General features: G+C 70.7%; 21 protein-coding genes, 1 tRNA gene and 1 other RNA gene. 14 read left to right on the forward strand and 9 right to left on the reverse strand.

Annotated features, from left to right (window positions below):
* Nucleotides 1-761 precede the first annotated feature (761 nt).
* Nucleotides 762-1367 carry a YdeI/OmpD-associated family protein gene (locus ACX80N_RS07245; RefSeq protein WP_459338856.1) on the reverse strand — a complete coding sequence of 202 codons (606 nt, stop codon included), beginning with the start codon at nt 1365-1367 and terminating at the stop codon, nt 762-764.
* 48 nt (nt 1368-1415) lie between these two features.
* Between ACX80N_RS07245 and ACX80N_RS07250 the strand changes: the two genes are divergently transcribed.
* The 6 genes from ACX80N_RS07250 (at nt 1416) to ACX80N_RS07275 (ending at nt 6771) form a co-directional block, all read left to right on the forward strand.
* Nucleotides 1416-2309, forward strand: a complete 894-nt coding sequence (locus ACX80N_RS07250; RefSeq protein ID WP_459338857.1) for a VOC family protein — start codon at nt 1416-1418, stop codon at nt 2307-2309.
* Between the two features lie 8 nt (nt 2310-2317).
* Entirely contained in the window at nt 2318-2857 is a 540-nt protein-coding gene (locus ACX80N_RS07255) for an NUDIX hydrolase family protein (RefSeq protein ID WP_105032533.1), read from the forward strand.
* A 112-nt stretch (nt 2858-2969) separates the two neighbouring features.
* A complete protein-coding gene (locus ACX80N_RS07260) occupies nt 2970-3836 on the forward strand; it encodes a DUF6707 family protein (RefSeq protein ID WP_459338858.1) in 867 nt (288 codons plus the stop codon).
* A gap of 67 nt (nt 3837-3903) precedes the next feature.
* Nucleotides 3904-5181, forward strand: a complete 1278-nt coding sequence (gene tgt, locus ACX80N_RS07265) for a tRNA guanosine(34) transglycosylase Tgt (protein ID WP_459338859.1) — start codon at nt 3904-3906, stop codon at nt 5179-5181.
* A 123-nt stretch (nt 5182-5304) separates the two neighbouring features.
* Nucleotides 5305-6126, forward strand: coding sequence for a bifunctional hydroxymethylpyrimidine kinase/phosphomethylpyrimidine kinase (thiD, locus tag ACX80N_RS07270; RefSeq protein WP_459338860.1), 822 nt, complete (start codon nt 5305-5307; stop codon nt 6124-6126).
* A gap of 15 nt (nt 6127-6141) precedes the next feature.
* A complete protein-coding gene (locus tag ACX80N_RS07275; protein WP_459338861.1) occupies nt 6142-6771 on the forward strand; it encodes a DUF6328 family protein in 630 nt (209 codons plus the stop codon).
* Between the two features lie 114 nt (nt 6772-6885).
* Here ACX80N_RS07275 and ACX80N_RS07280 read toward each other — a convergent pair whose 3' ends face one another.
* The 3 genes from ACX80N_RS07280 to ACX80N_RS07290 form a co-directional block, all read right to left on the reverse strand.
* A complete protein-coding gene (locus tag ACX80N_RS07280) occupies nt 6886-7614 on the reverse strand; it encodes a LytR C-terminal domain-containing protein (RefSeq protein ID WP_459338862.1) in 729 nt (242 codons plus the stop codon).
* Entirely contained in the window at nt 7607-7906 is a 300-nt protein-coding gene (locus ACX80N_RS07285; RefSeq protein WP_105032531.1) for a type II toxin-antitoxin system VapB family antitoxin, read from the reverse strand. Before ACX80N_RS07285 ends, ACX80N_RS07280 begins: the two co-directional genes overlap by 8 nt.
* 73 nt (nt 7907-7979) lie before the next feature.
* Nucleotides 7980-8897 carry a ribokinase gene (locus ACX80N_RS07290; RefSeq protein WP_459338863.1) on the reverse strand — a complete coding sequence of 306 codons (918 nt, stop codon included), beginning with the start codon at nt 8895-8897 and terminating at the stop codon, nt 7980-7982.
* A 75-nt stretch (nt 8898-8972) separates the two neighbouring features.
* On the opposite strand from ACX80N_RS07290, the gene ACX80N_RS07295 reads away from it, so the two are divergent.
* Entirely contained in the window at nt 8973-9893 is a 921-nt protein-coding gene (locus ACX80N_RS07295) for a Cof-type HAD-IIB family hydrolase (RefSeq protein WP_459338864.1), read from the forward strand.
* A 19-nt stretch (nt 9894-9912) separates the two neighbouring features.
* Here ACX80N_RS07295 and ACX80N_RS07300 read toward each other — a convergent pair whose 3' ends face one another.
* Nucleotides 9913-10416, reverse strand: coding sequence for a glutathione peroxidase (locus ACX80N_RS07300; protein ID WP_459338865.1), 504 nt, complete (start codon nt 10414-10416; stop codon nt 9913-9915).
* A gap of 182 nt (nt 10417-10598) precedes the next feature.
* On the opposite strand from ACX80N_RS07300, the gene ACX80N_RS07305 reads away from it, so the two are divergent.
* Nucleotides 10599-11501, forward strand: coding sequence for an oxygenase MpaB family protein (locus ACX80N_RS07305; RefSeq protein ID WP_459338866.1), 903 nt, complete (start codon nt 10599-10601; stop codon nt 11499-11501).
* Between the two features lie 44 nt (nt 11502-11545).
* Here ACX80N_RS07305 and ACX80N_RS07310 read toward each other — a convergent pair.
* Nucleotides 11546-11630, reverse strand: a tRNA-Ser gene (locus ACX80N_RS07310).
* 124 nt (nt 11631-11754) lie between these two features.
* Here ACX80N_RS07310 and ffs point away from each other — a divergent pair.
* The 4 genes from ffs (at nt 11755) to recR (ending at nt 17511) form a co-directional block, all read left to right on the forward strand.
* Nucleotides 11755-11850, forward strand: an RNA gene (gene ffs, locus ACX80N_RS07315) — signal recognition particle sRNA small type.
* Between the two features lie 26 nt (nt 11851-11876).
* Nucleotides 11877-12830: a tRNA glutamyl-Q(34) synthetase GluQRS gene (gene gluQRS / locus ACX80N_RS07320; protein ID WP_105032527.1), complete on the forward strand. Its 954-nt coding sequence runs from the start codon at nt 11877-11879 to the stop codon at nt 12828-12830.
* Nucleotides 12827-16729 carry a DNA polymerase III subunit gamma and tau gene (locus ACX80N_RS07325; protein ID WP_459338867.1) on the forward strand — a complete coding sequence of 1301 codons (3903 nt, stop codon included), beginning with the start codon at nt 12827-12829 and terminating at the stop codon, nt 16727-16729. The genes gluQRS and ACX80N_RS07325 overlap by 4 nt, the downstream gene beginning before the upstream one ends.
* Before the next feature lie 185 nt (nt 16730-16914).
* Nucleotides 16915-17511, forward strand: a complete 597-nt coding sequence (recR, locus tag ACX80N_RS07330) for a recombination mediator RecR (protein ID WP_459338868.1) — start codon at nt 16915-16917, stop codon at nt 17509-17511.
* 63 nt (nt 17512-17574) lie between these two features.
* Here recR and ACX80N_RS07335 read toward each other — a convergent pair whose 3' ends face one another.
* Nucleotides 17575-18708, reverse strand: coding sequence for an ABC transporter permease (locus ACX80N_RS07335; protein ID WP_459338869.1), 1134 nt, complete (start codon nt 18706-18708; stop codon nt 17575-17577).
* Nucleotides 18705-19637: an ABC transporter ATP-binding protein gene (locus ACX80N_RS07340; RefSeq protein WP_105032686.1), complete on the reverse strand. Its 933-nt coding sequence runs from the start codon at nt 19635-19637 to the stop codon at nt 18705-18707. The genes ACX80N_RS07335 and ACX80N_RS07340 overlap by 4 nt, the downstream gene beginning before the upstream one ends.
* Before the next feature lie 229 nt (nt 19638-19866).
* On the opposite strand from ACX80N_RS07340, the gene ACX80N_RS07345 reads away from it, so the two are divergent.
* Nucleotides 19867-21153, forward strand: coding sequence for an aspartate kinase (locus ACX80N_RS07345; protein WP_105032524.1), 1287 nt, complete (start codon nt 19867-19869; stop codon nt 21151-21153).
* Nucleotides 21154-21362: 209 nt separating this feature from the next.
* On the opposite strand, the gene ACX80N_RS07350 is transcribed toward ACX80N_RS07345, so the two are convergent.
* Nucleotides 21363-24536 (reverse strand): S8 family serine peptidase, encoded by a 3174-nt coding sequence (locus tag ACX80N_RS07350; RefSeq protein WP_459338870.1) that lies wholly within the window; start codon nt 24534-24536, stop codon nt 21363-21365.
* Nucleotides 24537-24753: 217 nt separating this feature from the next.
* Here ACX80N_RS07350 and ACX80N_RS07355 point away from each other — a divergent pair, with 217 nt between their 5' ends.
* Nucleotides 24754-25635 carry a 3-methyladenine DNA glycosylase gene (locus ACX80N_RS07355; protein WP_105032522.1) on the forward strand — a complete coding sequence of 294 codons (882 nt, stop codon included), beginning with the start codon at nt 24754-24756 and terminating at the stop codon, nt 25633-25635.
* Nucleotides 25636-25712 lie beyond the last annotated feature (77 nt).

Raw genomic sequence — 25712 nt, forward strand, 5'->3', positions numbered from 1 at the left:
CCGCAGGTGGCGAACGACCGCTTTCGGCCGCAGGGTCATCACCAGGCACCACGAGGTCCGGGGTTGCAGCGGGCGCGGGAGAGGGAACGGGCTTCGGGGTGGGGGGCAGAACGGAGATGTGAGGCTCAGGCTCGTCCGGGCTCGGCTCCTGAGTAGGTGCTGCAACTGACGGGGCAGGCCCGGGATTCTCAGGGTTCAACTCCTGAGGAGGGGCCGGTTGGGTGGACACCTCGACAGGAGTAGGCGTCGACGTCGCGATGGAAGGGGAGGGCTCGGTTTTCTTGTCGGGAACGTTCGCGACGCTCGGAGCCGCGACAGCGCCCGGGCCAGTGGAGACGGACAGCGCGACGACCGAACCCGCGCCGAGGACGACCGCGAGGCACATCGCCATGACGCGGTGCAGAAGAGACCAAGAGACCGTGCGCCGGTGAGACCGCCGGCCCCCACGAAGTGGAGACAAAAAATACCCCTGTACAGGATCGCCGCGACCGGTCGGGCCGTGCGATGAGTGCGAATGACGTTGTGCCGGCTCAGCCTCTGCTCCCCAGCAGTACTGACAGCTGAGCCGGATGGTGCTGCGGTCGAGGGCGCGGACGCCGGTCGACCAGTGATGCGGTCCTGGTTCGTAGCAGTCAGCGCTCCGGATGGGAGCTTCCACGGACTTTCTTCTAACCAGGTGCCCTTCCGACCATAGCGAATGAAACCGTGTCAGAACTACCCGTCAGTCCTTAAGCTCTGGTAAAGAAACGGCGAAGGGCGTACTATCCCGCGGCCCCGCCCCGCGCCTTGCCCTGGGGGTGGACCGTCTCGCCGCGGGCGAGCATCGCGACGAAGTTCGTGATGTTGCGCTGCTTCGCCGCCTCGGTCTTCAACTGGGAGAGTCGGAAGATCATCGCGTACCGGTTCTGGGAGGAGAGGGTGCGGAAGGTGGCCAGGGCGGCCTCGTCGGCCTCGATCGCCGCCATGAGTTCGGGCTGCACCTGGGCCGTCGCCGGACCGGCATAGGCCCGCTCCCACCGGCCGTCGGCCTGCGCCGCCGCGACCGCCCGCTCCCCCGCCTCGCGCATCCGTCCCTCGGCGCGCAGCCGGTCCACATGGGTGCGGTTGCGGACCGACCAGATGCTCCGCGGACCGCGCGGCGTGAAGCGCTGCAGGTAGCTGCCTTGGTCGCGGGACTTCGCCTGGCCGTCGATCCAGCCGAAGCACAGCGCCTCGTCGAGCGCCTGCGCGTAGGTCAGCGCCGTCGTCGTCCCGCCCTTCTTGTGCTCGATGAGCCAGACGCCCGGCGAGGACGCGTGATTCTCCCCGAGCCAGTGGCGCCAGGCCGGCGCATCGGGCAGCAGGAGTTCGGGGAGTTCGGCCTTCATGCCAACACCCTAGGACTCCCGTGGCCATTCGTGAACCGGAATACTGGCATGCTGGCCATGGCCGGTGAACTGGAGGTGCAGCTCACCGTGTACCTGCCCCCGCACCTCGTGCGCGAGGTCAAGCACCGCAGTGTCGACGAGACACTCAGCCTGTCCGCGGTCGTGGACCAGGCCCTCCGCGCCTACCAGGGAGAACCGATGCTCCGCGTCCGCCCCATCGTCAACACGCCGGATCTTCCGGGCGCGTCCCGCTTCCTGCAGGCGCTCGGGCTCCGCCCGGCCGCGGACCCCGCACCCAGCGGCTCCTACGCCGTGTTCGACGCAGGCAGCGGTCGTGTGGCACTCCATGCCTGTGAGCCGGGCAGCCCGGAGGACGGCACCACCTCGCTCGCGTTCGACGTCTCCGATGTGCGCGAGTTCGCCCGCCGGACCGCCGAGGGCGGTGCCCGCTTGACCGTCGAGCTCTCCCGTGAAGGCCACGGACTCGCGGCCCGCGTCACCGCACCGGACGGGATGTCCTTCCTCGCGGACGCAGGGCCGCGCGAGACGGGCGCTCCGCCGTCGCCCCTGGCGGTGCTGGTCCTCTGGTACACCCCCGACGTCGGCCCTGCCATCGGGGTCCTGCAGGACATCGGGGCGAGGCCGAGGATCAGTTCGGATGCCGGCACGTGGCACGACTTCCGCGCGAAGAACGGCGGCCTCGTGGCGGCGCACACGGGACACCGGACGGCGGCGGAACTGGCGTTCGAGTACGACGGTGATGTGCAGGACCTGCTCGGCGGCCTCACCGGTGCCGGGTTCGAGCCCGCCGTCGTCGACGGGAGCTACGGGCGGTCGCTGCGCGTACGCGCTCCCTGGGGCGCCGAGGTCCGGATCAACGAGTGCCGGCGGGAGTTCCTCGGGCGGTCCACTGACAGGATTCAGGGGCGGGTGTCTGCTTAACTGGGGGTATGAACGTACGCACCCCTGATCCCAACCCGGGCTGGCTCTCCGAAGATGACCTGTACGAGGCCCGCCGCCGCCTCCCGATGGTGTACGTGGAGGCGATCCCCGTGCGGTGCGACGCCCTCGGGTACGTCAACGAGGTGGGGCTGCTCCTGCAGGCCAACGAGCAGGGCGAGATGCTGCGGACCTTCGTGTCCGGCCGCGTGATGTACCGCGAGACCATCCGCGCGGCGCTGCTGCGCCACCTCGAGAAGGACCTCGGGCCGCTCGCCCTGCCGCAGCTGGCGCCGTCGCCCCTGCCCTTCACGATCGCGGAATACTTCCCGTCCCCCTCGGAGACCGGCCTGACCGACGACCGCCAGCACGCGGTCGCCCTCGCGTACATCATCCCCGTGACCGGGGAATGCGCTCCCCGCCAGGACGCGCTCGAACTGTCCTGGCTCACCCCCTCCGAGGCCCTGAGCCCCACCATCCAGGCCGAGCTCTCCGGCGGTCGCGGGGATCTGCTGCGCCAGGCGCTCGCGCATGCCGGGTGGGGCCGCTAGCCGTAGGACGCAGCACTCGTCGGCAGCCGCGTTACCGTATCGTGAAACGGGCGCGCTGGGGCGCCGCAGAACATCCAGGGGGCTACTGGCAGAGGTTGGCACGACGTACATGATGGTGAACAGAGCAGACAGGACAGGACTGCGCGCGGTCCCGGCGGAGGCGCTGGTGACGGGCAACGTCCTGGCACTGCCCGACGGCGGTGCCCCGGCGGAGGTCTCCGCCGTCGCGGTCGAGAACGACGATTTCGGAGTCCCCGCGCTCGTCGTCGCGACGGTTGCCGGTGGGCGCCGGGTCACGATCGCGACGGGCTCGATGGTCTACGTGGAGCCCGCCGACGCCGAGATCGGCGTCTCCGCCGTCGCCGCGGACCACGGCTCCCCCGAGGCGCTCGTGGCGCAGATCGCGCAGGGACATCCGGACAGCACCGCCGTCCAGGAGGTGGCAGGGCGGCTGGCGCGGGGCATCAACCTCAAGTCCGGCAGCAACCTGCAGGACCTCCACCAGCTCGCGCTCGCACTGCTGATCGACGAGGCCGACACGGCGTCCGCCCTGATGGTCGCCGACCTGCTCGCGGAGCTGCCCTTCGACGGGAACTTCGGGCGGTGGAAGTGGATCGAGGGCGGCCTGGCGATCGCCGCCTACCTCACCCGGCACGACGACGCCCGCTCGGCCCGGTACTCCGAGGCCATCCGCGCGGCCGACGACGCCGAGACGGACCCGCTGCGCGCCAAGACCGCCGCGATGTACCGTCAGCGCCAGCTCAACGAACCGAACGTCTACGACCCGGAGATCCTGCGCGCCTCCTCGGCGGGGAAGACCGACGTGGAGCGTGACTGGCGCGTGCTGCGCATCGGCGTGCTGCTGTACCTGCGGGCACACGGCGGTTCCGAGACGCTGAGCCGCGACGTGCTGGAGCGGCGGATCGCCGCCGAGCTCGCCGCGGTCGGGGCGCTCGACGAGCAGCTCGCCGCGGAGTAGCCGGCCCACCGGGCCCGCCCGGTCCGGCACGGCCGGCGGGGCGCCCGGGGGCTGGCAAAATAGGGTGGTGCATCCACAGTCCCAGCAGTCCTCGTTCGCCTTCTCCGTCTCCCACCGGCTGGAGGACACGACGCCGGGGGCCGGGGACGATGGGCGCCGGCACGGCCGGACCGGCACGATCACCACCCCCCACGGTGAGATCCGGACGCCCGCGTTCATCCCCGTGGGCACCAAGGCGACGGTGAAGGCGGTCCTGCCCGGCGCGATGGCGGACCTCGGGGCACAGGCGCTCCTGGCGAACGCGTACCACCTGTACCTGCAGCCCGGCGCGGACATCCTCGACGAGGCCGGCGGGCTCGGCGCCTTCATGAACTGGCCGGGTCCCACGTTCACGGACTCGGGCGGATTCCAGGTGATGAGCCTCGGCTCGGGCTTCAAGAAGGTCATCACCATGGACGTCCCCGTGGACGCGGACAAGGCCGGTGCGGATGACCGCGTGGCCGTCGGCAAGGAGCGCCTCGCGCACATCGACGACGACGGCGTCTGGTTCAAGAGCCACCTCAACGGCGACCGGCACCGCTTCACGCCCGAGATCTCGATGCAGGTGCAGCACCAGCTCGGCGCCGACGTCATGTTCGCGTTCGACGAGCTCACCACGCTCATGAACTCGCGCGGCTACCAGGAGGAGTCCCTCGAACGCACGCGCCTCTGGGCCCTGCGCTGCATCGCGGAGCACGAGCGGCTCACCGCCGAGCGCAGCCACCGCCCGTACCAGGCCCTCTTCGGCGTCATCCAGGGCGCGCAGTACGAGGACCTGCGGCGGAAGGCGTCGTCCGACCTGGGCGGCATGGACTTCGACGGCTTCGGCATCGGCGGCGCACTCGAGAAGGAGAACCTCGGGACGATCCTCGGCTGGTGCAGCGACGAGCTGCCCGAGGACAAGCCCCGCCACCTGCTCGGCATCTCCGAACCGGACGACCTCTTCACGGGCATCGAGAACGGAGCCGACACCTTCGACTGCGTCTCCCCCACGCGGGTGGCACGGAACTCCGCGTTCTACACGCCGGACGGGCGGTGGAACCTCTCGAACGCCCGGTTCCGGCGGGACTTCACCCCGCTGGTCGAGGGCTGCGACTGCTACACGTGCACCCACTACACCCGCGCCTACATCCACCACCTGTTCAAGGCCAAGGAGATGGTGTCCGCGACGCTGATATCCATCCACAACGAGCGCTTCGTGGTCCGTATGGTCGACGACGCGAGGGCGGCGATTGAGGACGGCTCGTTCTACGAGCTGAAGGCGGAGGTGCTGGGGAGGTACTACACGAGGACATCGTCCAGCTGATCCGGGCGACGCGCGCGTGGGAGCCGCAGGCTTCGCCCTACCCTCCACTCGCCCCTGCGCTCGACGAGATCCCGGTGGAGGGCCGGGTGGCCGCCCCGGAGCCGGTTCGGGCAGACTAGGGAGATGTCCGAGACCCAGACTTCCGCAACCCCCGCCGTCACCCTGACCATCGCCGGCTCCGAGGCGACGGGCGGCGCCGGCGCCCAGGCCGACCTCAAGACGTTCCAGGAACTCGACGTCTACGGCATCGTGGCGCTGACCTGCATCGTCTCCTTCGACCCGAAGAACGACTGGCAGCACCGCTTCGTACCCGTGGACCAGCAGGTGATCGCCGACCAGCTGGAGGCCATCCAGTCCTGCTACCCGCTCCGTACGGTCAAGCTCGGGATGCTCGGCACCCCCGACACCATCGACACCGTGGCCACGGCGCTGAAGAGCCAGGAGTGGGACAACGTGGTCCTCGATCCGGTCCTGATCTGCAAGGGACAGGAACCCGGTGCCGCGCTCGACACCGACCAGGCCCTGAAGGCGAACATCCTGCCGCTGGCCACCTTCGTCACCCCGAACCACTTCGAGGCGGAGTCCCTCTCCGGGATCACCATCGGGACGCTCGACGACCTGAAGGAAGCCGCCCGCATCATCCACCGGCAGAGCGGTGCCGTGGTCCTCGCCAAGGGCGGGGTGCGCATCGATGGACCCGACGCCGTGGACGTCTACTTCGACGGGGAGACCCTCGAGGTGCTGTCCGCACCGAAGGTCGGCGAGGTCGCCGTGAGTGGCGCGGGCTGCACCCTGGCAGCGGCCGTCGCCGCCGAACTCGCCAAGGGCGCGGCACCGCTCGACGCCGCCCGCACCGCCAAGGCCTTCGTCACCGAGGGCATCCGCAACCGCGTGGCGTCGAACGCCCCCTTCGACGCCGTATGGCAGGGTGGCGCGCGCGCGTAACGGGAGGGAGTCCAGGTGAGCACCGCGGCGGATCCGGCCGGAGAGAGCGGCGCAGCCATGTCCCGTCCGGGTCCTGGGCATTCGACGCCGTCGGACCGGGACGGCGCCCCGTCCGGCGCCACGGGCGCCGTCGTCCAGGCGTCCGGCACCGACCTGTCCCCGGACGACGACGGGCGGGGCGAGAGCAGCAACCAGCGCCTCGACCGCAACTGGCAGGAGATGCTGCAGGAGCTGCGGGTGATGCAGACGGGCATCCAGATCCTCACCGGATTCCTGCTGACCCTGCCGTTCCAGAGCCGGTTCACCGAGCTCGACGACGTGCAGGTGATCGTCTACCTGTGCCTCGTCTGCCTGTCGGCGCTGATCACCGCCCTGGTGCTGTCCTCGGTGAACCTGCACCGCGTGCTGTTCGGCCTGCGCGTGAAGGCGACGCTCGTGCGGCACACCGCGGTCATCATCCGGACCACGATCGCCCTCGTGGGACTCGTGCTCGCGGGCACCGCATGGCTGATCTTCGACCTCGTAGTGGGCCGGGCCGCGGGCCTCGTCGTGGCCGGATCGATCCTGCTCGTGGTGCTGCTGCTGTGGGTCGTCTATCCGCTGGCGCTCCGGCGTCGTGCCGTGGCGGGCCGATCGGCCTCCTGACCGCCGACACCGAACGCACCGCGCCGACGTCGAGCCCCCGGACATGACCACGAGACCGGTCTCCGGTCATCCGCGCCCTCCCCGCATCCGGGACCGACGGACGTCCGCAGGCGCCTAGGGTGCGACGGGGGTGGGCGTCGCTCCCGGCTCGGGTGCGCAGCTGAGCCCCGCCGGCGTGATGTCCACCCCCTCGGGCGGCACCAGGCCGGCGAAGGAGGACCCGACGATGACGTCGACCGACCTGTCCTCGCGCTCGTCGGCCCTGTAGACCGATCCGGGCAGGGTGCGCTGCAGGGTGAAGGCGTTGGCGCGTCCGCCCTCCCCCGAGACGATGACCGCCGTCACGGCCGCGGCGTCGACCTGGCGATTGCCGATGTCCCGTACCGCGAAGGCGCGGCCCCGGAGCTGGTCCGCCGCGGCGCCGGCAAGACCGTCGATGCTCGTGCTGTTGTAGACGTTGACGGTGATGGCGCTCGGGTCCTGGTAGTCGAAGGGCCCCGCCGGGCAGGTCGACGTGGGCGTCGGGGTCGGCTCGGAGGCCCCGATGCTGATGTCGCCGCGTGCGAGGCCGACGGCCAGGAAGACGCCGGCTGCCAGCAGTCCCACGAGCAGCACCAGCACGACGCCGTGGCGGATGCGGCGCCGCGACAGACGGCGACGCCGCTCGGCGTCGTCCTCCTCGAAGACGGCGCCGAGGTCGGTCTCGGTGACGATCCGGTGGCCGTGCCACTCGGTGGGATCACGTTTCGCCTGGGCCCGCAGCTGGCGCGGCGACTCCTGTGTCCGCTGGTGGCGCATCGCGCCCTGCGCCCCGTGCCGTGCTGTCGACTCCCGGTCAGTCATCGAGCACGAGGACTCTCGCGTGCAGGATGGTCCGCTGGTGGAGGGCGGTCCGGACGGCGCGGTGCAGGCCGTCCTCGAGGTACAGCACGTCCTTCCACTGCACCACGTGCGGGAAGAGGTCCCCGAAGAAGGTGGAGTCCTCGGCGAGCAACGCCTCGAGGTCGAGGGTGGTCTTGGTGGTCACGAGGTCGTCGAGCCGTACCTGCCGGGGAGGTACCTCCGCCCAGTCCTTGGGGGTCACGTGTCCGTGGTCCGGGTAGGGCCGTCCGTCACGTACTGCTTTGAAGATCACTGCTACAGCCTAGGTAATTGCTTCAGTGAATGGAACGCGGAGGGCTCGGCACCGTCATCTCGTGGCTCAATGGTTACACCCCGTGTCCGGCGGGGAGCTCGTCGGCCTGCGTCGGGTAGGAGGGCTGCGCACCCGGGCGTTGGACGGCGTAGGAGCCCACCCGGACGGCGACCCGGACGGCGTCGTCGAGCGATCCGCCCGCGGCGAGGCGGACGGCGAGCGCTCCCACGAAGGCGTCACCTGCGCCGGTCGTGTCCACGGCGTGCACCTGCGGGGCGGGTACTGCCCGGACCGCCCCGCCGTCGGACAGCAGCGCGCCGGCGGCACCGAGGGTCATGACCACCGACGTGAAGCCGCAGGCGAGGAGGCCGGCGACGACGACGGCGTGGTCCCCGGCCTCGGCGCCGCCCAGCTGCGTGAGGAGCAGGGCGCCCTCGTGCTCGTTGACGATCAGCGGGTCGGCCCGCAGGAGTACCTCGCGGTCGACGGCGATGACGGGGGCCAGGTTGATGATCGCCCGTCCGGACGCGAGGCGGACGGCCTCCGCGGTGGCGTCGGCCGGCAGCTCGCCCTGCACGACGACGACGGCGGCGGCCCTGATGGCTGCCTCCGACGCCGCGACCAGGGCGGGTGTCACGGCGGCGTTCGCGCCCGGCAGCACGACGATGGTGTTCTCGCCGTCGTCGGACACCTCCACGATCGCTACGCCCGTGCCGCCGTCGATCCGCTGCACCGCCTGCAGATCGACGCCGGCGGAGTCCAGCGCCGAGAGGGCGGTCACCGCATGGGAGTCGGTGCCCACCGCGCCGATCATCATGACGTCCGCGCCGAGCAGCGCCGCGGCCACGGCCTGGTTGGCACCCTTGCCGCCGGGCAGCACCGTCATGGTGCGGCCCAGCACGGTCTCGCCCGGCTGCGGGTGGCGCTCGAGGGTGACCAGGAGGTCCGCGTTGATCGATCCGACGACTGCGATGCCCCGCATGCTGTCCATGCCCAGCAGTCTCCCACGCAGCCGTCGACCGGGTGCGAATGGAAGGCGGGAGCGGCTCGGGAACATAATGGGGTCATGCCTACGGACGCCCCGATCGACCTGCTCCCCGATGCCCCCACCGCTCCCGCGTCTGCCGACGGCCGGCCCGTCCAGGGGCTGCTGCTCGACGTCGACGGCCCGGTGGCGAGCCCCGTCACGCGCACCGTGCCGGCCGGGATCATCGACGATCTGCTGACGCTCGCCTCCGCGGGGTGGCCGGTCGTCTTCAACACGGGTCGCTCGGATGCCTTCATCAGGGAGCAGGTCATGGAGCCCATGCTCGCGCGGGGCATACCGGCCGGGGTCACCTTCCACGCCGTCTGCGAGAAGGGCAGCACGTGGTTCTCGTTCACGGCCGACGGCGCGGGCCAGGTGTTCGTCGACCGCGCGCTCGCGCTGCCGAGCAGCTTCGCCGACGATGTCCGGGACCTCGTGGAGGAGAAGTACGCCGACCTGATGTTCTTCGACGAGACGAAACTCGCCATGGTGTCCGTGGAGCAGTCCCTCGAGGCGACGAACGCCGACTATCTCGCGGCTCAGGGCTCCTTCGACAGCGATGCCCTGGACATCATGCACAGCCACGACATGGGTGCGTGCCGGCTGGAGCGCGAGGAACCGAACAGCAACGGGGACATCGAGTACCGGGTGGACCCGACCATCATCTCCACCGACATCGAGTCGGTGCGCGTGGGCAAGGATGTCGGCGCTGAACGCGCCCTCACGCTCATCGCCCCGTTCATGGAGATCCCGCGGACCTGGCGGACGGTCGGGGATTCCCGCACCGACTACGCCATGGCCGACTACCTGCACGAGCAGGGGTTCGACGTCGCGCACGTGGATGTGCGGCCCGCGGACGGGATCCCCGCGAAGCCCTACGAGATCCTCACCGAGGGCTCGCTGATCCACGAGGAGGCCGGAGCGGCCTTCCTCACGCGGTGCGTCGCCTCACTGGGCTGACGCTCGAGCCCCGGGGCGCTCAGGCGGCGGGCCGTGCCAGGACGTCCTCGATCGCCGCGACGAGCTCGGGTGCGTCGGGTTCCACCGTGGGCGCGAACCGCGCGACGACCGACCCCTCGCGGTTGACGAGGAACTTCTCGAAGTTCCACTTCACGAGCCCCGGCAGCACGCCGTTCCGGAACTTCGTCAGCTCCCCGTACAGCGGGTGCTGGTCCTTGCCGCGGACATCGCCCTTCGACATCAGCGGGAACGTCACGCCGAACGTCGTGGAGCAGAACTCGGCGATCTCGTCGTCGTTCCCCGGCTCCTGGCCCATGAACTGGTTGCAGGGCATGCCGAGAACCACCAGGCCCTCCTCGGCGTACGTCCCGTACAGCTTCTCGAGGCCCGCGTACTGCGGCGTGAAGCCGCACTTGGAGGCCACGTTCACCACCAGGACGGGATGCCCGCGGAAGTCGCCGAAGGACTTCCGGGTACCGTCGTTCATGGTGAGGTCGATCCCGTACAGCTCTGACGAGGACATTGAGGCTCCCTGGTAGTGGTGTTGCTCGTGCTTCGTCCCGCCCCGACCCCCGGATGGTCCGCGGACCGGCGAACCGGCCGGAGCAAACGGGTGCGGAGATACGTTGGAGGAGACGGCGGCCGGGACGGTCGCGCACGCCGACCCCCGAGAGGTGGCCGGTCACCCTCAACGATAGGTCTTGCATGGGAATCATCGACACCTGGAAGACGCAGCTCAGGACCACCTTCACGGACGGCGATCCCACCATCCCCCAGTGGCAGTTCGAGTTCGAGAAGGGCGACGACGCCGGCTACTTCCCCGTCGGTTCGGCCGTCTGGACGGTGCACAGCTCCATGACGCCCACCGTGGCAGGCATCCGCGCGCTGCTGCTGCAGACCCTGCATCCCGGTGCCATGGCGGGCGTCCACGCCCACTCGAGTTTCCGCGAGGAGCCGCTCGGGCGCCTCGCCAACACGATCCGCTGGATCTTCACCGTGACGTACGGTTCGAAGGTCGCCGCCCAGGAGGGGTCCGCGTTCGTGCAGCGGCTGCACACCCGCGTGCACGGTACGTACACCGACAGTCGGGGCGCGGAGCAGCCCTACTCCGCAGCCGATCCCGATCTCACACGCTGGGTGCACCTGGCGTTCACCGACGCCTTCGTGTCCGCCCATGCCGCCTACGGCGGGCCGATCCCGGGCGGCGCGGACCGCTACGTGGAGGAGTGGGCCCAGGCGGGGCGGCTGATGGGGCTCGAGGACCCGCCCCGGTCGGAGGAGGAGCTCCGCTCCCAGCTCGCGGCGTTCGACGGTGACCTCACGAACAGCGAGCAGGTTCAGGAGGCTCTGACCTACATCCGCCGTCCTCCGCTGCCGCGCTCGCAGCGCCTCGGGTACCGGATTCTTTTCGCCGGGGCGGTGGCCACCCTCGATCCCCGACACCGCGAGATGCTGGGCCTGCGGGTGCCGTCGCTCGGACAGGTTCCGCTGCCCGTCCGCACCGGGGTCCGCCTGGTGCTCGGCGTGATCCGTCTCGGACTCGGCCCGGAGGGCCCTGCGGAGGCAGCGGCGAAAACCCGCATCCGCCGTGTGACAGGGTCCGCTTAAGCAGCTGGACCCCGGCCGTGTGGCCGGGGTTCAGCTGCTTCGAGCGGAGGATGGGGGATTTGAACCCCCGAGGGCGTTAACCCAACACGCGTTCCAGGCGTGCGCCATAGGCCGCTAGGCGAATCCTCCTCATTTGGAGCAGATACCAGAATACCCATACAAGCCGATCCTGCCGAATCGTGCGCGGCAGGCGCCATCCGGCGGCCCTGCCCGGCCGATTCGGAAGCCGTCCATCCTCATGTGTAGACTATTTCCCGGCCCCTCATGTGGTGTCATCCTGTGAACTCCCCCAGGACCGGAAGGTAGCAAGGGTAAGCGGGCTCTGGCAGGTGCATGGGGGGTCTCTACTTTAAGCAAGCAGCGGGAGGTCGGACGGTGGCAGAGCAGGGCGCCGGCCGGTTCGCTCCCAGCCCCTCCGGACAGCTGCACATCGGCAACCTCCGCACCGCCGTCCTCGCCTGGCTCTTCGCCCGTTCGACCGGCAGGAGGTTCCTGGTCCGCGTCGAGGACCTCGACCGCGTCCGCGCGGGAGCCGAGACCGAGCAGCTGGCCGAACTGGCCGCGCTGGGGCTCGTCCCCGACGCACCCGTCATCCGCCAGAGCGAGCAGACAGGACGCTACGAGCGCGCACTGGACCGGCTGATGGTCCAGGGACGGGTCTACGAGTGCTTCTGCACGCGCCGGGACATCGCCGAGGCCGCGAGCGCGCCGCACGGTCGGCCCGGCTTCTACCCGGGGACCTGCCGCGGGCTCAGCGAGGACGAGCGGGGACGACGGCGGACGCAGCGGCGTCCTGCGCTCCGGCTCGCCTCCGCGGCGGGGACATGGAGCATCGACGACCTGATGGCCGGCCGCGTCACGGCACCGGTGGATGATTTCGTGCTCCGCAGGAACGACGGCGTGATCGCCTACAACCTCGCGGTCGTCGTCGACGACGCCGCCCAGGGCATCGACCAGGTGGTGCGTGGGGACGACCTGCTCGATTCCGCTCCCCGGCAGGCCTACCTGGCCTCGCTGCTCGGGCTGCCGGTCCCGGTCTACGCCCATGTGCCCCTCGCCGTCTCGCCGGAGGGCCGCCGCTTGGCAAAACGGGACGGCGCTGTGACACTGGAGGACCTTGCCCGGCGAGGCTGGCCGGCGCGTGCGGTGCTGGGCGTCATCCTGGCTTCGCTGGACCTTCCCGACGGGTCGCCCGAGGCCGCCCTCGCGGTGTTCGACCCCCCTCGGCTGCCGCGCGATCCCTGGGTCGTGGATCCCGCGCAGCTGTTCCCCGCGTCCACCGGCCCGGCATGCAAACCGTCAGCACCAACCGATAAGGTTCATCCGTGAGTACAGCCCTCTACCGCCGCTACCGTCCCGAGACCTTCGCGGACGTCATCGGCCAGGAGCATGTCACCGAACCCCTGATGGCGGCCATCGACAAGAACCGCATCAATCACGCCTACCTGTTCTCGGGCCCACGCGGCTGCGGCAAGACCACCTCCGCCCGCATCCTGGCCCGCTGCCTCAACTGCGCCCAGGGGCCCACCTCCACACCGTGCGGCACGTGTGACAGCTGCGTCGAACTGGCGCGTAACGGCTCCGGCAGCCTCGACGTCATCGAGATCGACGCCGCCAGTCACGGTGGCGTCGACGATGCCCGCGACCTCCGCGAGCGTGCCACCTTCGCGCCCGTCCGCGACCGCTTCAAGATCTTCATCATCGACGAGGCCCACATGGTCACGTCGGCGGGCTTCAACGCCCTGCTGAAGATCGTCGAGGAGCCGCCGGAGCACATCCTCTTCATCTTCGCCACCACGGAGCCCGACAAGGTCATCGGCACCATCCGGTCCCGCACCCACCACTACCCGTTCCGGCTCGTTCCGCCGGAGCCCCTCATGGCGTACCTCGAGCTTCTCTGCCGCCAGGAGAACGTGCCCGTGGCGCCCGGGGTGCTTTCGCTGGTGATCCGCGCAGGCGGGGGTTCCGTCCGCGATTCCCTCTCCGTCCTCGACCAGCTGATGGCCGGTGCCGGTGAGAACGGCCTCGACTACGAACTCGCCGTCTCGCTCCTCGGGTACACCCATGCGACGCTCCTCGACGACGTCGTCGAATCCGTGGCGGCCGGTGACGCCGGCACCGTCTTCGATGCCGTGGACCGCGTCATCCAGACCGGGCACGATCCGCGCCGCTTCGTCGAGGACCTGCTCGAGCGCTTCCGCGACCTGATCGTCATCAACGCCGTGCCCGAGGGAGCGGCGTCGATCCTCCGCGGGGTCCCCGACGACCAGCTCAACCGAATGCGCTCCCAGGCCAACCAGCTCGGGGCCGGCGAGCTGTCCCGCTCGGCGGACGTCACCAACACCGCGCTGACCGAGATGACGGGCGCCACCTCGCCCCGCCTGCACCTCGAGCTCCTGTGCGCCCGGCTGCTGCTTCCCGCGGCCGACGCCACGGTCCGGGGCACGCTCGCCCGCGTGGACCGCATCGAGCGTCGCCTGGAGTACGCCGGCGGTACGCCTGCTCCGGAAGCCGAGGAAACGCCGAAGGCGCCCGCCCGCCCCCGCCTCGATGTCCCCAGGACCGCCGAGGAGGCTGCGGCCCGCTGGTCGCTGCCCGCAGCCGATCCGGCAGCTCCCGCCGTCGCGGTCGCCGATCCCGGCACCGCTCCGGGCGCCGCTCCGGATCCCTCCTCCCCCGCCGTCCCCGTCGCAGCCCGCGTGCCCGGTCCGGGTGGCGGACCCGTACCCGCCGACTCGTCCCCCGACTGGGGTGGCAGCTGGGGTGTGTCCACCGACTCCGCCTTCGCGGGTCCCGGGGCCACGAAGGGTGGGGCGCCGCAGGAGCCGGCCGCAGGCGGTCCCCCGCGTGCCTCGAACCAGTCCGACGCGGTACCTGCGGTCCCGTCGGCTGCCGCGCCCGCCGCACCCGCCTTCTCCGCCCCGACGGGTCAGCCCGGTCGGGCGGCGGACACGGAGGACGACGCCGACGCCGACACTGCCGCACCGGGGGTGCCGGACGCTGCTGCCGACCGCCGGAAACAGCCGTCAGCGCCGGCTCCGCTCGGTGGGCCTGAGCACGACGGCGGGCGTGCGCCGGCAGCCGATGCCGCCCGCGACCGGCAGCCTTCGGGTGCTGGGCAGGCGGCTCCCGACCGTACCCGGCGCCCGGGTGCCACGGGCGGACCGGCGGGCGACGCCCCGGTTCGCGGCAGCCAGGACGCGCCGTCCTGGGGTGCGCCCTCCCGCCCCCAGGGAACGCCGCAGCAGACACCGCAGCAGGGCCGGCCGCAGCAGGCACCGCAGGACGTTCCCCAGACCGGTCGGCCGCAGGTGGACCCGGCGCAGACCGGCGAGGGGCGGCCCCAGCAGGAGGCCCGCCGCGCGGACCAGGGGCAGGGTCAGCCCCCGGCTCCCGGTGCTTCCGGCGGCAACGTCGAGATGATCCGCCGCGCCTGGCCCGAGATCATGGACGAGGTCGCCCGGATCAAGCGGGCCACCTGGCTGATCGTCAACGTCTCCGCGAAGCCGCGCTCGTTCGAGGGCAACCAGCTCGTCCTGGCCTTCGCGAACCAGGGGACCGCCATCGGCTTCCAGCGCGGCCCCCACGTGGACAACGTGAAGCAGGCCATCCACAAGGTGCTCGGTCTCACCTGTTCCATCGAGGCGGTCCACGACGCCGGCGGGGCGGGTGAGTCGGGCCCAAAAGTACCGGCCAGTCAGGCGGCCCCGGGCAGTAACCCGGGCCTCGCTCCTGCTGTGCCCCCACCCGGGCGCGGAGGTCCTGACGGGAGGCCGAACAGTTCATCACAGTCCCCCGCGCCCCCGGCTGTCGGCCTGCCCGCCCACCGATCAGCGGTCGTCGCCGACGAGGACGCTCCGTCCCCCGGTACCCGGACCTCGTTGAGCCGGGACGATGCTCAGGCTGCCGCCCCGTCAGCAGTCGGCAGATCGGGACATGGGACGAGTCCAGCCGCCTCCGCGCCCGCTCCCACGGACGGGCCTGCGGCGTCCGGGCCCGTGCCCGGGCAGGCTGCGCCCCCAGCTGCGCCGTCATCCAGCAGTCCTGGCACCGCCGGAGGGCGGGCGCCGTCGACCACGGGAGCACCGTCCCGCTCGGGCAGCCACCCCGCCGCGCGGTCCGACGCCCTGCGGTCCGATGTGCGGTCCTATGTGCGGTCAGATGCAGCGCCGACGCCTGACGCCGAGCAGGGAACGCGCCCCGATGCCGCCGTGCGCCGTGACGACGCGCGACCTACCGGCACCCGCACCACGGGCGGTACCGGCCGGCCCGCTGCTTCCACCGGTCCGGCAGTGCCGGAGGCCGTCGGCGCCTGGGATCCTTCGATGTCGGACGACTCGTGGGCGCTCGTCGAACCCCCGGAAGACGCCTTCGATCCCGGATCCGACGTCGGCTCGGTGCCTGAGGACCCCTACGACCACCGGCCGCGGCAACAGCGGGGGGCCGCGGGTGCCCACCCCGCAGGCACCCCGTCCGTAGCACGGGGGAACGGGCCGGGCACGGTAGCGCCGGCATCCGCGGGCGGTTCGGCGTCCGCTCCGCAGCGCGCCCGCTCCACCGTACCCGGGGCACATGCCGCAGGCAATGCACAAGCCGGCAATGCACAGGCCGGCGAGGTACAGGCCGGCGCGGCACCCGCTGCGGGCCCGGCACATGCCGGCGCGCCGCACGCCGGTGCGGCAGGGGCCACGGCACCCGCCGGGGGCCCGGCGCAGGCCGACGCGGCACGGCCGGCCGAGCCGCAGCGATCCCGATCCGTGGTGTGGAGCCCGCCGGTGGCCGAAGCGCCTCCTGCCTCTCCCGGGACACCCTTGTCGCCGGCCCCTGCGCAGCCGCGCGGCCTGACCGGCTCCGCCGGGATGCCCGATCAGGCATCATCACGCGGAACGGCCGGCTCCATCACGGACGGGTCCGTGGCGACCACCGGCCCCATCGTGCCCGCCGCACCCGCCCGGGGCGGTAGCAGTCCCGCCCCGGATCCCTCGGCATCCGCCGGGAACGTGCGTCAGAAGCCGATCAGCCGCTACCAGCAGCTCCTCGATGAAGCCGAGCGGAAACGGGCCGAGGAGGCTGCGGCGGCCAGGGGTGCCGTCGACCTCCGCTTCGTGGAGGACGAGCCGAGCGCGGACGACGAGACGATCGAGGAATCGGGCCTCGTGGGCCGCACGGCGATCGAGCGCATCCTCAACGGCCGTCTGGTCGAGGAACGCAGCATCGACGGCCAGTGACGCCCTTCCCGGCGTCCATCGACGTGAAGCGCAGGCCGACGGCGTAATCGCCCCGCGTCGCCGCCCTGCATCGCGGCGCAGGGCGGACAATGGAGGGGCACCCCCGTGCCGTCGGCAGGGGAGATGAAGAGCATGCCGCCCGACGCAACCGGGCCGGCGGACCACACAGCAGAAGAGGGACCATCGTGTACGAAGGCGCAGTGCAAGAGCTGATCGATGAGCTCGGACGCCTGCCCGGGGTAGGGCCGAAGTCGGCCCAGCGCCTCGCGTTCCACATCCTCGAGGCCGACGGTGAGGACATGAAGCGCCTCGTCACGGCGATCACCACGGTCAAGGAACGCGTGAAGTTCTGCACCATCTGCGGCAACGTGGCGGAGCAGGAGCAGTGCGCCATCTGCCGCGATCCGCGCCGCGACCCGTCCATGATCTGCGTGGTCGAGGAGTCCAAGGACGTCATCGCCGTCGAACGCACACGGTCCTTCCGCGGCAGGTACCACGTCCTCGGCGGCGCGATCAACCCGATCGCCGGGGTGGGACCGGACCAGCTGCGCATCCGCGAACTGCTGGCGCGCCTCTCGGACGAGAAGGTCCAGGAGATCATCATCGCCACCGACCCCAACCTGGAGGGCGAGGCGACGGCCACCTACCTGGTGCGCATGCTCAAGACGATCGGGATCCCGGTGACCCGCCTGGCCTCCGGCCTGCCCGTCGGCGGGGACCTCGAGTACGCGGACGAGGTGACCCTCGGCCGCGCCTTCGAGGGCCGCCGCGCCATGTCCTGACGGTCGGCCCCCGAGGGTCGACGGCGAGCCGGGTCCGCGCCTGCCCGGGCTCGCCTACACCGATCAGGCGATGCGCGTCCCCTGCGCGAGACGCCTGGCGGGCATGGTCAGCTTCCGGCGGCCGATGAGCAGGAGCGCGCCGGCCAGCAGGAGCTGGAGGCCGAGGCCGAGGGGCCAGATCGGCACGCCCTGCGGGAGCGGCCGGCGCCCACTCATCGACTCCTCGCACGTGACCTCGAGGTCCGGCCCCGCCTGGGCCGAGCGCACCCCCTGGCTGACCGTCTCCATGACACCCGGCGCGTAGTAGCCGCCCGGGACCATCCCACCCGGCGCCGGGTCGGCCTCCATGTCCGGGAGGCTGTAGGGCACGGCGTCGGCGACCACCACGAACGGGTTCGCCGCGAGCAGCCACGCGATGTACTGCGTGTCGGGGAGGTCCGCGGTGTAGGTCTGGGACTGGCACACCGCCTCGGCGCCCTCCTCCGGCACGCCCATGCTGTCGAGGCTGCTCTCGGGATAGGTGTAGTAGGAGGACCGCACGGTCCTCTCCTCCATGACGAGCGTGGTGCTCAACCCGAAGACGATCACCGTGCCGATCGCCAGCAGGGCCACCAGCATGTACGTGCTGACGATCGAGAACAGGGGCCGGTTGGCCAGTGCCGAGACACCGACGCCGATGGCGCAGACGACGCCGAGTTCCACCGCGAGCATGACGAGCGAGACCAGCGCTTCCGCGGCGTTCACCCCTCCCAGCGCCAGGGCCCAGAAGATGAAGGGGCTGCTGAGGACGAGGAAGGCGAGCGACGCGACCCAGGAGGCCAGCCATTTGCCCGCGAGAAGCTGTCCCGGCGTCAGCAGGGTCACCTGGAGGATCGCGAGGGTGCCACCCGCCCGGTCGCCGTTGACGGCGTTCGCGGACAGCCCGGGTGCCACGAGCAGGCCGAACAGCAGGATGAAGCCCACCACCAGGTCGAAGAGGACCCCGCCCTCGTTGTCGGTGGCGCCGAGGAACGCCGTCCCGAGCACGAAGATGAGGGCGATCACGGTGAACCAGATGCCGAGCATCCAGTACCAGCCCCTGCCACGCAGCCGCTGCCTCATCTCGAGCGAGAAGACGGTGCGGACGGCGGACCGGAGCGGCAGCCGCGTAGCCTGCCCGAGGGGCTGCCTGGTCGGGTGTTCGGTTCCTGCGCTCATAGTCGGTCCGTATCCAGGCTCATGTAGGTCTCTTCGAGGGCGCCGCCGGCGGGCGCGAAGGCGGTGACGACGACGTCGGCCATCACCAGGGTGCGCAGCAGCCAGGAGGCCTCCGCCGTGCTGCCGAGCTGGATCTGGAACTCCTCGCGTCGGGAGTCGGCGCGCATCTCGTAGCGGACCCCGTGGCTCCGCAGGGCATCGGCGAGCGCCTGCATCGGCTCGGCCTGGACGTAGTAGCGGCGTGCCTGGCTGCCGGCCTCGTGGAGCGTCTGGCTCTTGACCGACTGTCCGCGGCTCACGAAGACCGCGCGATCGGCGATCTCGTCGAGTTCGGACAGGACATGGCTCGATACGACGACGGTCTTGCCCGCGGCGGCCAGGGAGCGCAGGAGGGACCTCAGATCCACCCGGGAGCCGGGATCGAGCCCTGATGCGGGTTCGTCCAGGAGCAGGACCTGCGGATCGTGGATCAGCGCCCGGGCGAGGCTCAGCCGCTGCTGCTGTCCGCGGGAGAGCACGCGGGCCGGGGCACGGCCGAACTCGGTGAGCTTCACGGCGACGAGCAGTTCGTCGGCACGCCGTGCGCTGTCCGCGACGCTCATGCCGTAGAGCGTGCCGAGGGTCCTCAGCACCTCGAAGGCGGTGAGCGACTCCCACACCCCGAGGGTGTCGGGCATCCAGCCCACACGGCTCCTCACCTCCGCGGGCTGTGTCACGGGGTCGAAGCCCGCCACACGCACGGTGCCATGATCGGGAGCCAGCAGGCTCGCCATCATGAGCATCAAGGTGGTCTTGCCGGAGCCGTTGGGACCGATCAGAGCGGTCACTTCCCCGGGCGGAGCCTCGAAATCGATGTCGCGGATCGCCTGTACCGGGCCGAAGCTCCTGGCAACCCCCTCGACAACGATTCCCCCACATTCGTCGGTCATGGTACGAGAGTAGGCCACGCCCCGGTGCCAGGACCGCAGGATCGGCGCGGGGAGCACGTTCCGGCGGCTGTTCTTAAACGGACGCGGACTTTGGGCCGGGGATCAGCCCGTCGCTAGACTGGCACGGGCGCAGGGTTTCGAACTGCCGCCCCGAGGCGCCGGTGCTGCCGCCCCTGAAGTCCCAGCCAGCACGGCGAGGTCCACCGCCGTCGTCCCAGTGAGCGAGTGCATGAGCCTCATAGTCCAGAAATTCGGCGGGTCCTCGGTCGCCGACGCCGAGGGCATCAAGCGGGTCGCCCGGCGCGTCGTCGACACGCAGGCCGCGGGCCACCAGGTGGTGGTGGTCGTGTCCGCCATGGGCGACAGCACGGACGAGCTGCTCGACCTCGCCGCCCAGGTGAGCGCGACGTCGGACGCCCGCGAGATGGACATGCTGCTCAGCGCGGGCGAGCGCATCTCGATGGCCCTGCTGGCCATGGCGATCCACGGAATCGGTGCCTCCGCGCAGTCCTTCACCGGCAGCCAGGCCGGCATGATCACGGACGCGATCCACGGCAAGGCACGGATCATCGACGTCTCCCCTCACCGCATCCTGACCGCCATCGAGAAGGGCGACGTCGCGATCGTGGCCGGCTTCCAGGGCATGAGCCGGGAGAGCAACGACATCACGACCCTCGGCCGCGGCGGGTCGGACACCACCGCCGTCGCCCTCGCGGCAGCGCTCGGGGCCGACGTCTGCGAGATCTACACCGACGTCGACGGCGTCTACACCGCCGACCCCCGCGTGGTCCCGTCCGCGCAGAAGATCGACACGATCTCGAGCGAGGAGATGCTCGAGATGGCAGCCTCGGGCGCCAAGATCCTGCATCTGCGCTGCGTCGAGTACGCGCGGCGTTTCGGGGTCCCCCTGCACGTCCGCTCCTCCTTCAGCCACAACGAGGGCACCTGGGTGCTGCCCAGCCCCGACGACCAGATCAAGATTCAGGAGGGAGAACCCTTGGAACAGCCCATCATCTCCGGAGTGGCCCACGACCGGTCCGAAGCGAAGGTCACCGTGGTCGGGGTTCCCGACATCCCCGGCAAGGCGGCGGAGATCTTCGGGATCGTCGCGGGTGCCAACACGAACATCGACATGATCGTCCAGAACGTCTCGACGCACGGCTCGGGCCGCACGGACATCTCGTTCACCCTGCCGATCGTCGACGGCGTCGAGGCGCTCGCCGCCCTCGGCGAGGCGCAGGACCGCGTGGGCTTCGAGACGGTGGAGTACAACGAGAAGATCGGCAAGCTCTCACTGATCGGTGCGGGCATGCGCTCCAACCCGGGCGTCTCCTACCGCTTCTTCCGTGCCCTGTCCGACGCCGGCGTGAACATCGACATGATCTCGACGTCGGAGATCCGCATCTCCGTGGTCACGGGAGCGGACCTGCTCGACGACGCCGTCCGCGCCGTCCACGCTGCGTTCGAGCTCGACGGCGACGCCACGGCCACCGTCTACGCCGGCTCGGGGCGCTAGGACCTCCGCTCCGCCCGTCGCCTGCGCGACGGCCGGTCCCGCCGTCGTTCCCGGTTCCTGATGCCCGCGGGTACGAGGAGCGGCGCGCTGGGGCACATCGGGCCCGGGATGCCGCGGGAAGCAGGAACGACGAACGGCACCGACAGCATGAGAAAGGCCGGTGGATCGATGATCCACCGGCCTTTCTCATGTCCCCGTGGGGTGTGCTGCTACTTGTCGCCGGTCGGGGTGGTCGACTCGCGAGGACCGGTCATGAGCTTGTCCGCCGGGTTGACGGTGGGGAGCTCCGCCGTCGGCTGCGCCGCGACATTGCCCGCTCCGCCGACGACGACCGTCACGTAGGTCACGGCCGAGGACCCCTCGTAGGTCACGCGTCCCACGTGTGAGCCGGCAGCGAGGCCGGTCCAGTTGAGGGTCACGGCGCCCTTGCTGCCGTTCGCCAGGGCGAGCGGGTTGGGCGTCAGTGTCGCGTTCTTCTCCGTGCCGGTCAGCACTGCCGCATCGATCGTGCCGGCGGTCGGCGCGTTGTCGGTGCTGGCGTACAGGTTGGCGATGATCCGGTAGGTGCCGGGCGCCGGCTTCTCGAGCGTGATGGTCTCGCTCGCGTCCGACGTCGCCACCTGGGTGACGGTGCCGGCCGGCGTGACGAGGAACATGTCGAAGTCGGCGGCAGGGTCGCTGGACAGGACGGAGAACTTCGCGACCGGGGCGCCGGCGGGGACGGTGACGTCCTTGACGGCGTTGGAGGCGTTGTTGCCGTTGGTCAGGCCACCGGGCACCAGGTTGATCGCCGAGGAGTCAGCCTTGGCGAGGCCCAGGAGCGTCATCTTGATGGGGGTGTTCGTCCCCGAGGTGACGTCGAAGGTGCCGCTGCCGTTGGAACCGGCCGAGGTGAGGGTCACGTCGGCCGGCGCGTTGACGGCCTGCGGGCGGACGGCCACCGGTGAGGTGACCTTCTTGCCCTGGCCCTCCCAGGTGAGCGAGCCGCCGGCGAACTTGCCGAACGGAGCGCTCTGGTTCTCGAAGGAGACCTTGAACGTGCGGGTCTCCCCCGCGGCGCTGAAGTTGAGGATCGACGGCGTGATTGTGACCTTCACGCCGGGGACGTTGGCGGTGGCACGGTAGATGCCCGGGGTGAGGGCGGTGACCGTGCGGGTCACCTCCGTGCGACCCGTCAGGTTGCCGAGCGCGAAGGACGGGACGTTGGTGTCCTTGGCCGCGACGGGCTCGATGTCCCCGATCCCGAGGTCGAAGCCGGTCCCCGCGATGAAGCGGAGATAGTCGTCCTCGTTCTGGTCGTAGACCAGGCCGGGGCTGAGGACGGTGGCCGGGTTGATGTGGCCCGCACCCACGGCGAGGACGTCGGTCTCGACGCCGCCGGTGGCGGTCTTCAGGGGGGTGGCCGTGGTCATCATGGCCGACTTCACCGTGGCGGGTGACCAGCCGGGGTTCTTGCTGAGTACCAGTGCGCCCAGGCCTGCCACGTGGGGCGAGGCCATGGAGGTCCCGGAGAGGAAGCCGAACTGCGCGCCGTTGGATCCGACGGTGGAGACGCCCGCGAGGACGGCCACACCGGGAGCCGTGATGTCCGGCTTCAGGAGATCGGAATCGGTGGCGAGCAGCGGGCCGCGCGAGGAGAACCCGGCGATCTGCGGTGCGGGCGGCAGGGGCTTGCCCGTGGTGTCCGTGGGCTGCAGGGCGACCTTGATGGCGGGGTTGGCCGCGACCTTCGCCTTGAGCTCGAGGGCCTCGGGGGCGTTGACGTGCACCGTGGGGATCACGTGCTGGTCGGTGTCCGTCGAGGAGTCGACGAGGTTCACGAGGATCATGCCCACACCGCCACCGCGCTTGACCTCGGCGCTCTTGGCGGTGCGGTCGACGACGCCGCGGTCGCAGACCACGATCTTGCCGGCCACCTTCGCAGGGTCGAGGGTGTTGGGACCGCAGAGGTTCGGGGTGACGGCACCGGCTGCCGCGGCATCGGCCGCGAGGACCACCGGGCTGGCGGGGACGCCCGTGCGCATGATCGATGCGCCCCGGTACTTGGTGCCGTCGGAGAACTCGGCGGTGCCCTGCAGTTCGTAGTTGAAGGTGCTGGCGGCGACCGTCGTCATCCAGGGCCCGCCGTGGTTCACGGTGCTGGCGGTGGGGCCGGAGTTGCCGGCCGAGGCGGCCACGAAGATGCCCGCGGACGTGGCGGAGAGGAAGGCCAGGGACACGGGGTCCGTCGTCGTCGTCGTGCTGCCCGAGATCGAGTAGTTGAGGACGTCGACGCCGTCGAGGATGGCCTGGTTGATGGCCGCGATCGCCGCGGAGGAGTAGCAGCCACCGGTGGCGGGGTCGTTGTCCTCCCAGCAGGTCTTGTAGACGGAGACCTTGGCGGCCGGGGCCACACCCGAGGAGACGCCGAAGTTGCGGCCGTCCACGGTCTGCGTCACACCGGCGTTGCCGGCGGCCGTGCTGGCCGTGTGCGTTCCGTGGTTGTCGATGTCCACGGGGGAGAGGACTTCCTGGGGCGCGCGGTCGGCCTCGGGCACGCTGGCCACGAAGGTGTCCGCGAAGTACTGGGCCGAGAGGACCTTCGAGTTGCAGAGGCTTCCGTCGAAGTCCTCGCCGACCTGGCATTCACCCACGAAGGTGCTGCCGTCGGACTTCAGCATGGCGATGTTGCCGCTCGCGTCGCGGTAGGGCTCGCCCACCTTGGGCTTGGCGTTGCCCTTGAGCGGCTTGACGGGGCTGCCCGCGAAGAAGGGGTTGTCCGGCGCGTAGCCGGTGTCGATGACACCGACGACCGTGCCGGCGCCGGCGTTCTTCTCGCCGCCGAACTGGCTCTTCCACGTCCCCTTGTTGCCGTTCAGGCCGAGGAAGTCGATGCTCGAGTAGTCCGGCGCGTTCTCGACGTCCGGTGCCACGAGCAGGACGTCGTCGCTCTTGGCGAGCTCCACGGCCTGATCGGTGCTGAGGTCCGCGGCGAAGCCGTTCAGCGCTGCCGTGTAGGTGCGCTTGATGTCGACGTTCTTCTCGCCGGCGACCTCCTGCTGCTTGGTCTCGAGGAACTGCGAGTACTGCTGCACGTTCTCCGCGGCGGCGTCGAGCTTCTCGCCCTTCTGCGGCTTGGTCGGTGCGATGCCGTCCACGCCACCCTCGTAGGTGGCGACCGGCTTGTCGGCGAGCACGACGATGTACCTGCCATCCGGGTACTGCGCGGGGTCCAGCTCCTTGGTCGGAGCCTTCTGGGGCGTGATCGAAGTGCCCTGCGCGGGCGCTGCGAAAGCAGCGGGCGCGACGGCCGTCGACGTCACCAGCAGTGGCAGACCCAGGACGATCGCCGTGGCAGCGCGCAGTGTGCTGCGCCCCTGTCCGGCTGTTCTCCGTTGTGTCATTGGAAGGTAGTGCCTCTCGTGGAAGTGCGGGCCGGCCGGAACCGTTCCCCCTGCGCCGTGACTCCTGGAGAGGACCCCCACCCTGTGATGACGATCACAAGCGCCACAGCAGTCACAACTTACCTGAGGCAACTCAAGGTGACCAGCGCGCCACGGCCCGAATTCCCTCTCTTTTCACAGAGGATTTACCTCTGGGGGTCGGGGTGATAATGGAACAATGCCCGCCGTTGTCCCCACCCGCCTCCCCGAGGCCGACTGGCAGGACCGCGAACGGCGGCACCGGGACCGCGTGACCCGCTTCAGCGAGCCGTACCTGGAGCGGCGGTCACGGGGGGCCAAGCACCCGGTGGAGGACTTCCTCTTCACCTACTACAACCAGAAGCCGGGGCAGCTCCTGCGCTGGCACCCCGGGGCGGCAGTCGTGCTGACCGGCCCCGCCGCCGCGGAGCGCGCCGGCTGGAAGTACTACGCCGCCGGTGACGGCGTGCGCGTGGACGTCGGCCGGTTCGTCGAGGAACGGCGTGACGCCATCGACTTCGCACGCCTGATCCTCGGCCGCACCGCGGCCCGCCCGGCGCAGTTCGGCTGCTTCGGGCTCCATGAATGGGCCATGGCCTACCGCTCGGCGGTCAACGGCGTGCGCCACGAGTACCTCGACCTGCGCCTGGGCGCGGACGGGACGGACGACGTCGTCGACTCCTCCCGCATCCGCTGCACGCACTTCGACGCCTTCCGTTTCTACACCCCGGAAGCCGTGCCCCTCAACGAACACGCGCCCACCCGCGCGACGCAGCGGGACCTCGAACAGCCCGGGTGCCTCCACGCGAACATGGACCTGTACAAGTGGGCCTACAAGCTCACGCCCCTGCTCCCGAGTGAGCTCGTCATGGACTGCTTCGAGCTGTCCTGGCGCATCCGCGTCATGGACATGCGGGCCTCCCCGTACGATCTCGCAGCCTGGGGCTACACGCCGATCGCCATCGAGACGGCCGAGGGCAAGGCGGAGTACGTCCGCCTGCAACGCGGCTTCGCCGAGGAGTCGCAGGCCCTCCGGGTGCGGCTCCTCGAGGACCTCGAACGGGCCCTCGCCGCGGACTGACGACGACGGCGGCACCGGCACGCGACCGGGCGCCGCGGTGCTTCGCTGTGCCCCCACCAGCCGTTACGCTGGGAAAC

It is taken from the genome of Arthrobacter sp. MDT2-16, from assembly GCF_054510925.1.

Excerpts from the sequence above, each read along its gene's own strand:
- ACX80N_RS07245 (WP_459338856.1), bottom strand. The coding sequence starts at position 1,367 with ATGAAGGCCGAACTCCCCGAACTCCTGCTGCCCGATGCGCCGGCCTGG.
- ACX80N_RS07295 (WP_459338864.1), top strand. The coding sequence starts at position 8,973 with ATGCCTACGGACGCCCCGATCGACCTGCTCCCCGATGCCCCCACCGCT.
- ACX80N_RS07350 (WP_459338870.1), bottom strand. The coding sequence starts at position 24,536 with ATGACACAACGGAGAACAGCCGGACAGGGGCGCAGCACACTGCGCGCT.
- ACX80N_RS07250 (WP_459338857.1), top strand. The coding sequence starts at position 1,416 with ATGCTGGCCATGGCCGGTGAACTGGAGGTGCAGCTCACCGTGTACCTG.
- ACX80N_RS07260 (WP_459338858.1), top strand. The coding sequence starts at position 2,970 with ATGGTGAACAGAGCAGACAGGACAGGACTGCGCGCGGTCCCGGCGGAG.
- ACX80N_RS07280 (WP_459338862.1), bottom strand. The coding sequence starts at position 7,614 with ATGACTGACCGGGAGTCGACAGCACGGCACGGGGCGCAGGGCGCGATG.
- ACX80N_RS07290 (WP_459338863.1), bottom strand. The coding sequence starts at position 8,897 with ATGGACAGCATGCGGGGCATCGCAGTCGTCGGATCGATCAACGCGGAC.
- ACX80N_RS07345 (WP_105032524.1), top strand. The coding sequence starts at position 19,867 with ATGAGCCTCATAGTCCAGAAATTCGGCGGGTCCTCGGTCGCCGACGCC.
- ACX80N_RS07305 (WP_459338866.1), top strand. The coding sequence starts at position 10,599 with ATGGGAATCATCGACACCTGGAAGACGCAGCTCAGGACCACCTTCACG.
- ACX80N_RS07300 (WP_459338865.1), bottom strand. The coding sequence starts at position 10,416 with ATGTCCTCGTCAGAGCTGTACGGGATCGACCTCACCATGAACGACGGT.
- thiD (WP_459338860.1), top strand. The coding sequence starts at position 5,305 with ATGTCCGAGACCCAGACTTCCGCAACCCCCGCCGTCACCCTGACCATC.
- ACX80N_RS07335 (WP_459338869.1), bottom strand. The coding sequence starts at position 18,708 with ATGAGCGCAGGAACCGAACACCCGACCAGGCAGCCCCTCGGGCAGGCT.
- ACX80N_RS07355 (WP_105032522.1), top strand. The coding sequence starts at position 24,754 with ATGCCCGCCGTTGTCCCCACCCGCCTCCCCGAGGCCGACTGGCAGGAC.
- ACX80N_RS07255 (WP_105032533.1), top strand. The coding sequence starts at position 2,318 with ATGAACGTACGCACCCCTGATCCCAACCCGGGCTGGCTCTCCGAAGAT.
- ACX80N_RS07340 (WP_105032686.1), bottom strand. The coding sequence starts at position 19,637 with ATGACCGACGAATGTGGGGGAATCGTTGTCGAGGGGGTTGCCAGGAGC.